Source organism: bacterium, from assembly GCA_035527515.1.
GTDB lineage: Bacteria > B130-G9 > B130-G9 > B130-G9 > B130-G9 > B130-G9.
In genome coordinates this window covers 1-8,722 of record DATLAJ010000168.1, presented here as the reverse complement: position 1 = coordinate 8,722, position 8,722 = coordinate 1, and the positions used below count along the sequence as shown (strand labels likewise).

Annotated in this window: 9 protein-coding genes and 1 tRNA gene; 8 read left to right on the top strand and 2 right to left on the bottom strand. The window is 56.9% G+C overall.

The window, feature by feature from the left end:
- The first annotated feature begins 32 nt into the window (after positions 1–32).
- The 8 genes from VM163_13855 to VM163_13820 all read left to right on the top strand — a co-directional run bounded on the left by VM163_13855 (position 33) and on the right by VM163_13820 (position 7,292).
- Positions 33–593: an OmpH family outer membrane protein gene (locus VM163_13855; GenBank protein HUT04966.1), complete on the top strand. Its 561-nt coding sequence runs from the start codon at positions 33–35 to the stop codon at positions 591–593.
- The gene (locus VM163_13850; protein HUT04965.1) at positions 590–1,222 is read left to right on the top strand and encodes an OmpH family outer membrane protein; all 633 of its coding nucleotides are present in this window, start codon (positions 590–592) and stop codon (positions 1,220–1,222) included. The genes VM163_13855 and VM163_13850 overlap by 4 nt, the downstream gene beginning before the upstream one ends.
- A gap of 92 nt (positions 1,223–1,314) precedes the next feature.
- Entirely contained in the window at positions 1,315–2,355 is a 1,041-nt protein-coding gene (gene lpxD, locus VM163_13845) for a UDP-3-O-(3-hydroxymyristoyl)glucosamine N-acyltransferase (protein ID HUT04964.1), read from the top strand.
- 23 nt (positions 2,356–2,378) lie between these two features.
- On the top strand, positions 2,379–2,828 hold the full coding sequence (gene fabZ, locus VM163_13840) for a 3-hydroxyacyl-ACP dehydratase FabZ (protein ID HUT04963.1): 450 nt from the start codon (positions 2,379–2,381) through the stop codon (positions 2,826–2,828).
- A complete protein-coding gene (gene lpxA, locus VM163_13835; GenBank protein HUT04962.1) occupies positions 2,828–3,604 on the top strand; it encodes an acyl-ACP--UDP-N-acetylglucosamine O-acyltransferase in 777 nt (258 codons plus the stop codon). Before fabZ ends, lpxA begins: the two co-directional genes overlap by 1 nt.
- A 145-nt stretch (positions 3,605–3,749) precedes the next feature.
- Positions 3,750–4,739 (top strand): Gfo/Idh/MocA family oxidoreductase, encoded by a 990-nt coding sequence (locus tag VM163_13830; protein ID HUT04961.1) that lies wholly within the window; start codon positions 3,750–3,752, stop codon positions 4,737–4,739.
- Entirely contained in the window at positions 4,732–5,934 is a 1,203-nt protein-coding gene (lpxB, locus tag VM163_13825) for a lipid-A-disaccharide synthase (protein ID HUT04960.1), read from the top strand. Before VM163_13830 ends, lpxB begins: the two co-directional genes overlap by 8 nt.
- A 167-nt stretch (positions 5,935–6,101) precedes the next feature.
- Positions 6,102–7,292, top strand: a complete 1,191-nt coding sequence (locus VM163_13820) for a hypothetical protein (protein HUT04959.1) — start codon at positions 6,102–6,104, stop codon at positions 7,290–7,292.
- An 82-nt stretch (positions 7,293–7,374) separates the two neighbouring features.
- Here VM163_13820 and VM163_13815 read toward each other — a convergent pair.
- Together VM163_13815 and VM163_13810 are read right to left on the bottom strand one after the other, a co-directional pair.
- Positions 7,375–7,459: transfer RNA gene (locus VM163_13815), tRNA-Leu, on the bottom strand.
- 133 nt (positions 7,460–7,592) lie between these two features.
- Positions 7,593–8,639 carry a mechanosensitive ion channel family protein gene (locus VM163_13810; GenBank protein HUT04958.1) on the bottom strand — a complete coding sequence of 349 codons (1,047 nt, stop codon included), beginning with the start codon at positions 8,637–8,639 and terminating at the stop codon, positions 7,593–7,595.
- Positions 8,640–8,722 lie beyond the last annotated feature (83 nt).

The following is an 8,722-nucleotide window of genomic DNA, read 5'->3' as shown; positions in this document are numbered from 1 at the left end:
AGAACCGAGAGAGTTAGGAGGTGTCAATTGTTATGAAAGGTATCTTGGCTGGGACCGTCGCGGTTGTGACGTTTGCGGCCCTGGCGGCGACGCTCAGCGTTGGTTCCACGCAGCCGGCCACGAGCGTCAAGATAGGCTTCGTCGAGCAGCAGCGCATTCTCACGGAGACGCAGACTGGTAAGCGAGCTCATCAGCAGCTAAAGGAACTACAGAACAAGAAGCAGACTGAGATCGACCGCAGTGAGCAAGAACTTAAGGCACTGGGCGACAAGATCGCCAATGAGGCGCTCCCCCTGACCAACGAGGCCCGTGAAAAGCTGAAACGTGAACAGAGAAACAAAAAGGCAGACCTGGACATGTTTGTCTCCGAAGCCTACGACGAGGCGGATGCGTTGAACAAGAAGAACGCACAAAGAATCCAGAAGTTGGTGGAGCAGACCGCGGCCGAGATGGCGAAGGAACTTGGATACTCGATCATCCTTGAGCGACTCGGGGTTGTTCTATATGGGAACCCGCGCTTCGACCTGACGGACGAGATGATCAAGCGAATAGACAAGATAACCGAGACAACTGCGGGGCAGGGCGGCAAATGACGACTAGAAAGTACGGCGCAATCACAACTGGGCTGGGCATTGGTCTGTGCCTCGGCCTGATGACTCTTGGCAGCTCTGTCGCGTACTCGCCGAATGCTCCCCAGCAGGTCATCGTGACGGTCGATCTGAAGGCTATTCTGATGAACAGCCTTCCTGGCAGAGCTGTGCAGGTCAAGTTCAAGGAACATGTGGCAAAGGTGAGGGCAAAGCTTGATGAGAAAACAGCTGAGCTGAAACAGCTCGAGAAGGAGCTGTCGTCGCCAGGATTTATGGCCCTTAGTCAGGCCGAAAGAAGGGATAAACAGCGCAGGTTCGAGAAGGAGAGGCTCGACCTGAAGTTCCTGGTAGATGATGGCAACAAGGAGTTGGAGAACAAGCAGGCGGAGATGATGACCTCGCTGACGCAACAGATTAGGTCGGTCATTGAGAGCATTGCCAAACAAAAGGGCTACGACCTGGTGCTCATGAACTCTCCGCCGAGCATGGTGTACTCTAGCGGCATCATAGACGTCAGCGCCGAGGTCCTGTCGGCTTTTGAGTCCGAGTGGATAAAGAAGGTCCCGGACAACAGCGCAGCAGAATCAGCTCCCGCCGGCGGGCGGCCTTCCCCCAGTCCGCTTGGTGATTAGGGGACACTGTTTAGCGGGTCGGTGGTTTCTCGATGGTCGGGCCCAGATCGGCGAATGCTCAAGGCAAGGGCAATGAGATTGGAGGAGATAAGATGCAGTTGACGCTTGGAGAGATTGCAGAGAGGCTGCGGCTCGAACGCTCGGGGCCGTCCGATCTCGTCATTACCGGCGTCTCGGCAATTGAGACCGCAGGCGATGGGGACATATCGTTCGTAACGGACCGCAAGCACTTGCCCCTGCTTGCTGAGACCACGGCGAGCGCGGTTATCATCTTTGAGGGTTTTGAGGAGTGCCGACTGCCGCACATAGTCTCCCGAAATCCTTATCTGTCCTTCGTGAAGCTTGTGAACGTCTTTCATCCGACGTTCAGGCCCGAGCCGGGCATCTCCCAGAATGCGGCCGTCAGCCAAGAGGCCCGGGTCGCGAGCAGCGCGGCTATCGGCGCGTTCTGCTGTGTTGAGGCTGGCGCCTCGATAGGCCCGGACTGCGTTATTTACCCACAGGTTTATGTCGGCCGAAACGTTGAGATAGGTCGGGGTACGGTCATCAAGCCGCAGGTCTCGATAATTGATGACACGATAATCGGCGAGAGGTGCATCGTGCACTCGGGGGCAGTTATCGGCAGCGACGGGTATGGGTTCATCAAAGACAAGGGTCAGCATGTGAAGATACCGCAGATCGGTAACGTCGTGATAGGAGATGATGTGGAGGTGGGGGCGTCTGTTGCTATTGATAGGGCTACTTTCGGGAGCACGACGATCGGTTCGGGCTGCAAGATAGATAACCTGGTTCACGTGGCGCACAACGTAACGGTTGGCAAGAACACCTTGTTGGTTGCGCAGGTGGGGATAGCCGGAAGCACCAGTATTGGGAGCAACTGCACCCTTGCGGGTCAAGTTGGCGTCGCGGGGCACATATCGATAGGTGATAACGTGATTGCGGCGAGCAAGGCCGGCATCCCGCGAGACCTCGCGGAGGGCTCGGTGGTCGGAGGGATACCTGCGGTTCCGATCGATATGTGGCGTAGGCAGGTTGCGGGAGTTTTACGGCTGCCCACCCTGATGAGTGAGGTCAAAGAGCTGAGGAAACAGGTCAAGATGCTCACCGAACGTCTTGGCCGGTCGGAATCTTAACAAACAGGTGTGAGGTGTTGCAGGTGGATCAAGTGTTGGACGTGCAGGGGATCATGCGCTTCTTGCCACATCGATTTCCGTTTCTCTTGGTTGACAGGATACTTGAGATGGACGTTGAGCAGGGGACCATCACGGGTCTTAAGAATGTCTCGGCGAACGAGTGGTTCTTTCAGGGGCATTTCCCTGAGCAGAAGGTCATGCCCGGCGTCTTGCTCGTAGAGTCGCTCGCTCAGACCGGCGGGGTGCTCCTGATGAACATGCTGGACGATATCGAGAATAAGCTCCTTGTCTTTATGACGATCGATAACGCCAAGTTCCGCCGTCCGGTTGTTCCTGGGGACCAGCTGACACTTGAGGTCAGAAAGACCGCGCAGCGGGGGAGCTACTTCAGGATGAAGGGCAAGGCAACGGTCGAGGGGAAGGTCGCAGCCGAGGTGGTAATGAGCACAGCTGTGGTCGAGAGGGGCGAGTAATGAGAGCCCATGAGACGGCGATAGTCTCCTCTGGGGCCGAGATCGCAGGCGACGTTGTCATCGGGCCTCACTGTGTTATTGACGACGGGGTGAAGATAGGCCCCGGCACGTCGGTCCAGATGGGGGCGTATATAACCGGCGACACAACGATCGGCCAGAACTGCCAGATATTCCCCTACGCGATCATCGGAGTCGTGCCGCAGGACTTGAAGTTCAAAGGTGAGAAGACATCGGTCGTGATCGGCGACGACAACATCATTCGTGAATTCGCAACTGTCCATCGCGGAACGAAGGACGGGAGTGGTGTAACACGCATCGGCAACAACAACCTTCTGATGGCCTACAGCCATGTCGCCCACGATTGCACGATTGGTAACCACACGGTCTTGGCGAATGCGGCGTCGCTTGCAGGGCATATCGTTATCGAGGATTACGCAGTGCTTGGAGGGCTGGTCGGCGTGCATCAGTTCGTGCAGATCGGGACGTACTCGATGACGGGCGGTTGTTCCGCTGTGGACAGGGATGTTCTGCCATACACACAAGCAGCGGGCGTCCGCGCGAGGCATTTCGGGCCCAACATTGTCGGCCTGCGCCGTGCGGGATTCTCGTCCGAGAAGATAGCAATGCTCAAGGAGATATACCGTCTCCTATTCAGAGCAGACCTCAAGCGGCAAGATGCGCTCGCTCGGATTGAGGAGGAGTTCGGTGAGTTCGCGGAGGCAAGGCATGTTATCGACTTCATTAGGCGCTCGAGGCGCGGCCTGTGTTCAGAGTAGTGTGTGCATGTTGGGTGTCAGGTCTCGCGCGTGTGGGTCGGGTGCGCTGATAGGGTCGTGAGGCCTGGTTCATGGAGGGGGCAAGACGCGGTGCTGTCGGCGCGCTCGAGCAGAGACACTCATCGGTAGAGGGTTGGGGCTTGACATGTCCAAGGTAAGAATCGGTGTGGTTGGTGTGGGGTATCTTGGCTCCCGTCATGCAAGGATTCTCAGCGAGATGCAAGGTGTGGAGCTTCTGGGTGTCCACGATATTGACGAGGCTGCCCAGAAAAAGACCGCCCAAAAATGCCACTGCCGCACTTTCATGTCCACTGAGGAGCTAGCTGAGGCGGCAGACGCGGTGGTCGTGGCGACCCCCACACGGACGCACCTTGAGGTCGCAAGCCAATGCTTGAACCTCGGTCGGGCGGTTCTCGTGGAGAAACCGATCGCCGACACTCTCGAGGCCGGGCGGGATATGGTGAGGCTTGCGAACGCATCCGGGGCGCTGCTCCAGGTAGGGCACTCCGAGCGGTTCAACCCAGCGTTTGTGGCCGTCAGGAAGTTCATCCACGGGCCAAGGTTCATCGAGACCCACAGGCTGACGCGGTCCGCGGGCCGGGGCCTTGACGTTGACGTCATACTCGACCTGATGATACATGACATCGACCTCGTAGCCAGCTGCTTCAGCGATGCCCCATCGTCCATCTCCGCCGTTGGCGTGCCGGTCCTGTCGGACAATGTCGATATCGCAAATGCCAGGCTCGAGTTCCCGAACGGCGCAGTCGCGAACCTCGTGGCCAGCAGGATAAGCGTCTCGAAAATGCGGAAGATCAGATTCTTCCAGCCCGACACATACATATCGGTCAACCTTCTTTCTCACAGGGTCAAGATGTATCACAAGCAGGGGGAGCCCGACCACAAGAAGCCGCTGACGGCGCTCAGAATCGCCCGCTATATCAAGAGGCAGTCCATTCGGGTAGTGGATTTTGAGCCGCTTCAGGCGGAGCTTAGTGCGTTCGTTCACTCACTCGAGAGCAAGAGCCCCGCAGTTGTCTCTGGCGCCGATGGTCTCCGCGCGCTTACCTGGGCATTCGCGATCAAGGACTCCATAGACCGGCATTTCACACCCGTCTTCACCGGTAGCAATGGGTAGCATCCGGCTACACCGGCCCGCAGCCAACCGCAGAAGAGTTCTGGTCGTCGCTGGGGAAGCATCGAGCGACCTGCACTGCGCCTCGTTGATCAATGAGCTGAAATCGCTTCGGCCGGACCTCGGGTTTGTCGGGGTAGGCGGCGAGAACATGCGTGCTCAGGGCGTCGAGCTGTTCGCTGACGTTAGGGAGCTGGGCGTGGTGGGTGTCTCGGAAGTGTTTAAGAAACTGAGCCGGATACTTGCAGCCTACAGGCAGGCGACGAGGCTCATGCGGTCGGGCGAGATAGCGGCAGCGATCTTCGTTGACTATCCCGACTTTAACCTAAGGCTCGCCGCACGGGCGCGCAAGTGCGAAGTCCCCGTCCTTTACTACATCAGCCCGCAGGTTTGGGCGTGGCGACGCGGCCGGGTCCGAAGAATCGCGCAGCTGGTGGACGAGATGTTGGTTCTGTTCCAGTTCGAGAAGGAGCTTTACGAGCTGGCGGGAGTGGATGTGAGGTTCGTTGGTCACCCGCTTCTCGACACAGTGAAACCCACGCTGGACAAGGAGGAGTTTCTTGAGCGCGTGCGCTTCGACCAGGGTAAACCTGTGGTCGCCCTGCTGCCCGGCAGCCGGACCAGCGAGATCGAGAGGTTGCTGCCGGTCTTTCTCGAGGCGGCCAGGTTCGCCTCATCCCTGCTCGACTCCAAGCCGCTACAGATGATACTTGCGCTGGCCAAAACGATTGACCCCAAGCTTGTTGCTCACATGCTGAGTCGCTACCCAGAGGTAGTCGTCGTCCGGGGGCAGACCTACGACGCGCTTGCTGCCTCGGACGCGGCGCTTGTGGCTTCGGGGACGGCGACGCTTGAGGCCGCCATCCTTGGTGTTCCGATGATAGTTGGCTACAAGGTCTCGTTCCCCACCTATCTGGTCGGAAAGCTCCTCATCAGGGTCGATCACGTCGCGCTTCCAAACATAATCGCCGGCAAGAGGGTCGTGCCGGAACTGATACAGTCCGACCTCACACCCGAAAGACTAGGACGTGAGCTCGCCTCGCTCCTAGAAGATGCCGGGCTGCGCAAACAGCAGAAAGATGAGCTGAAGAGGGTAACGGGTCTGTTGGGTGAGTGCGGAGCGTCCAAGAGGGCGGCCGGGTTCGTTGCGGAGTTCCTGGGCAAAACAATGCCCCCGGACGGGTCAGCCAGGACCTGACCCACAGGGTCTCGCCAGCTCCGTGTGCGCCCTGCGGCCGCTCGTCTCCTGTAAGGTGGGGGAAGATTCCGCTTGACCCCGCAAGACCCGCAAATTAAGATTCCGAAAACCCTACACGATTAGTATGGGGTCGTAAGGACTTGATAACATAATTAGGAGGGAGACCTATGGACTCAAAACCGTTCGATCAGAAGGGCGCAATGCCGACAAAACCAGCCGAGAAACCTGGTGCGCCGATGAGCAAGCCTGGGGAGACCGTGAAGAGTAGCCCAGCGGGTCCCGGTCCCGGGAGACCCGCGGCGGCGGGCGTTTCGTCAATGGACGCCAAGACGCCGCCAAAACCCGCCAAGACGCCGGCAAGACCCTCCAAGGGCGCCACTTCAAAACCTGTTGGCAAGAAGAAGGTGCATGTGACCCCTGCCGAGGTAAAGAATCTGCAAGCGGCGCTGTTGGAGAAGCTGAAGAAGGCGCCCGAAGGGCTCCGGGCAGTTGACCTGGCCAAACAGCTGCGGATTTCGACCTCTAAGCTGACATTCATTGCGTTGCCCCCTCTCAAGAAAGGAGAGATCAAGAAGGTTGAGGTCAAGGACAGGGTCGTCTATTGCAGCAAGGATGCCGCGGTTGTCCCGGCAACGATGGACCAGGAGAAGGTCTTCAAGGACGTGCTTGCTCTCTTGAAGGCCACACCGAAGGGGATGAAGATCGCCGACATGGCCGCCAAGACCAAACACACACGTCAGAAGTTGGCGGCAGCGATGAAGCCTCATCTAGACTCGGGAGTGCTAAAGAGAGTCAACGATGTGTATCTTCTCACTGGCAAGTCGGACATCGAGGCAGCTAAGGGACCCGCACCCACGAAGCCATCGCTCAAGCCGGAGCTCAAAAAGGCTCCGGAGAAAAGAGAACCTCCAAAGGTCCCGCCGAGACCAGCGGTCAAGAGTACATATCGGCCGCCGGCGAGAGTCAGAACCGGAAGAGGTATCGCTTGGCTTGCCCTCATTCTCGCAATCGTCTCCATTGTCATGTGGGTGAGCGTTTGGGGGCACAACGCGGCTACGCAGAATGCTATTGCCACGCTGAAGCAGAATGTGGACCAGAAGGTTAAGGCAACGGAGACGTCAATTGCCAAGATGAGAATCGATCTGAATGCAAGGCTCAAGACGGCGGACATGAGGATCCTAAACACTTTCTTCAACGAGCAGATAAAAGACCTTCAGATGACGTTTGTGCAGATAGATAGCCTCGCCAGAATGACCAAGGACGAGGCAACGCTGAAGCAGCTGGCGGACACCAAGAACGCCGTTAGCGGTCTGATACAGGAGCTGAGGAGAGAGTACGCCAACACGGTTCCGAAATAACGATAGCTCGCCTTCAGCGGGTAGGAGAATAATTCTGGGGCGCCCTCGACACGGGCGCCCTTTTTTTTCTTTGTAGTGATTTTGCCGGGGGGGGGAATCGAACCCCCACGATGCCAAGCACCGCAGGATTTTGAGTCCTGTGCGTCTACCTGTTCCGCCACCCCGGCCGCTTGAACCCGAACTGTCCTTAAGTTTAGGGCAAGGAATCTATTGCTCGAGGCGCGAAACGTCAAGAGCAATTGGCCGATCGGGTGTCAAGATAAGAGCAACTTGGGGTCACATCGGAAACTCGATGCTGGGCTATGCCCCCGAAGACTTATTGATGAACAACGTCTGAGTCGGGTAGGCGATCTCGATGCCTTGCTTCTCGAACTCCTCTGCTATACCCATATTTATGGCGTGCTGTGTATCCATATACGTCATGTAATCGCTGGTCTCAACGTAGTAAACGATCTCGAAGTCGAGACTGTAGGCGGCGAACGCGGCGAAATGGACTCGATCGATAGTCGTAATGGGGAGCCTGCCGATTGTCTCCTTAATCATATCTGGGATTCTCTTCAGCTTCTCAATCGGTGTGTTATACGTGACTCCGACCGTGAAGACGACTCTTCTGCGCGTCATCTTGGCGAAGTTTTGGATCGTCTTGCCTCTGACATCCTTGTTTGACAGGGTGATCTCCTCACCTCTGAGAGCTTGGATGCGCGTGCTGAAAACACCCACCTTCTTCACGGTTCCGCAAAGGTCCCCGATTATCACGAAGTCCCCGGGCATGAAGGGCTTATCCATGTATATTGAGAATGACGTGAATAGGTCTGCCAGGAAGCTCTGAAGGGCAAGAGCGATGATGATACCGCTGATTCCGAGGCTTGTGATGATCGGTTTGATGTCAATCTCTGACACGTCGAGAAGTAGAAAAGCCGCGACGACAACAGCGAGCGCATTGACGACATTACGGACCATTCGGATGATATGTGCGCGGCGCGGATCGGGGCCGACTCCTCTAGCGAGCTTGTTCGCATACCATTTCGAGGTCAAGTCAGCTAGCCTTTTGACCAGCCAGAGACCGACCAAAATCGCGATAACGCCGGCACCCTTGCCGATATAAGTGTGATAGCCCCTAATCACCGGAATTGAGACTAGTGAGTAATAGATTCCCGCTATTAGGACAAAGATGAAGATGGGTGTTCTCGATGCCTTGACGACTCTGTCGTCCAGAGCTGTCCTTGATTTCTTAGCCAGACGCGGTGCGATCTTCGTGAAGAAGAGGAACGCGAAGGCCGCAAGTACTGCGAATCCGCCGAAAATCGCTAGCGCCGTGAAGGCCTGGGTATAATACTCTGCTTTCATGCCATCAAACGGCTCACTTTGACCGTGGTCGGATGTACATTCTACATGCTCCGTCCGCCACTAGGAATTACTATCATTAAGTG

Coding starts and splice junctions, on each gene's coding strand:
- lpxD (HUT04964.1), top strand. CDS start 1,315: ATGCAGTTGACGCTTGGAGAGATTGCAGAGAGGCTGCGGCTCGAACGC.
- VM163_13810 (HUT04958.1), bottom strand. CDS start 8,639: ATGAAAGCAGAGTATTATACCCAGGCCTTCACGGCGCTAGCGATTTTC.
- lpxB (HUT04960.1), top strand. CDS start 4,732: ATGGGTAGCATCCGGCTACACCGGCCCGCAGCCAACCGCAGAAGAGTT.
- lpxA (HUT04962.1), top strand. CDS start 2,828: ATGAGAGCCCATGAGACGGCGATAGTCTCCTCTGGGGCCGAGATCGCA.
- VM163_13820 (HUT04959.1), top strand. CDS start 6,102: ATGGACTCAAAACCGTTCGATCAGAAGGGCGCAATGCCGACAAAACCA.
- VM163_13830 (HUT04961.1), top strand. CDS start 3,750: ATGTCCAAGGTAAGAATCGGTGTGGTTGGTGTGGGGTATCTTGGCTCC.
- VM163_13850 (HUT04965.1), top strand. CDS start 590: ATGACGACTAGAAAGTACGGCGCAATCACAACTGGGCTGGGCATTGGT.
- VM163_13855 (HUT04966.1), top strand. CDS start 33: ATGAAAGGTATCTTGGCTGGGACCGTCGCGGTTGTGACGTTTGCGGCC.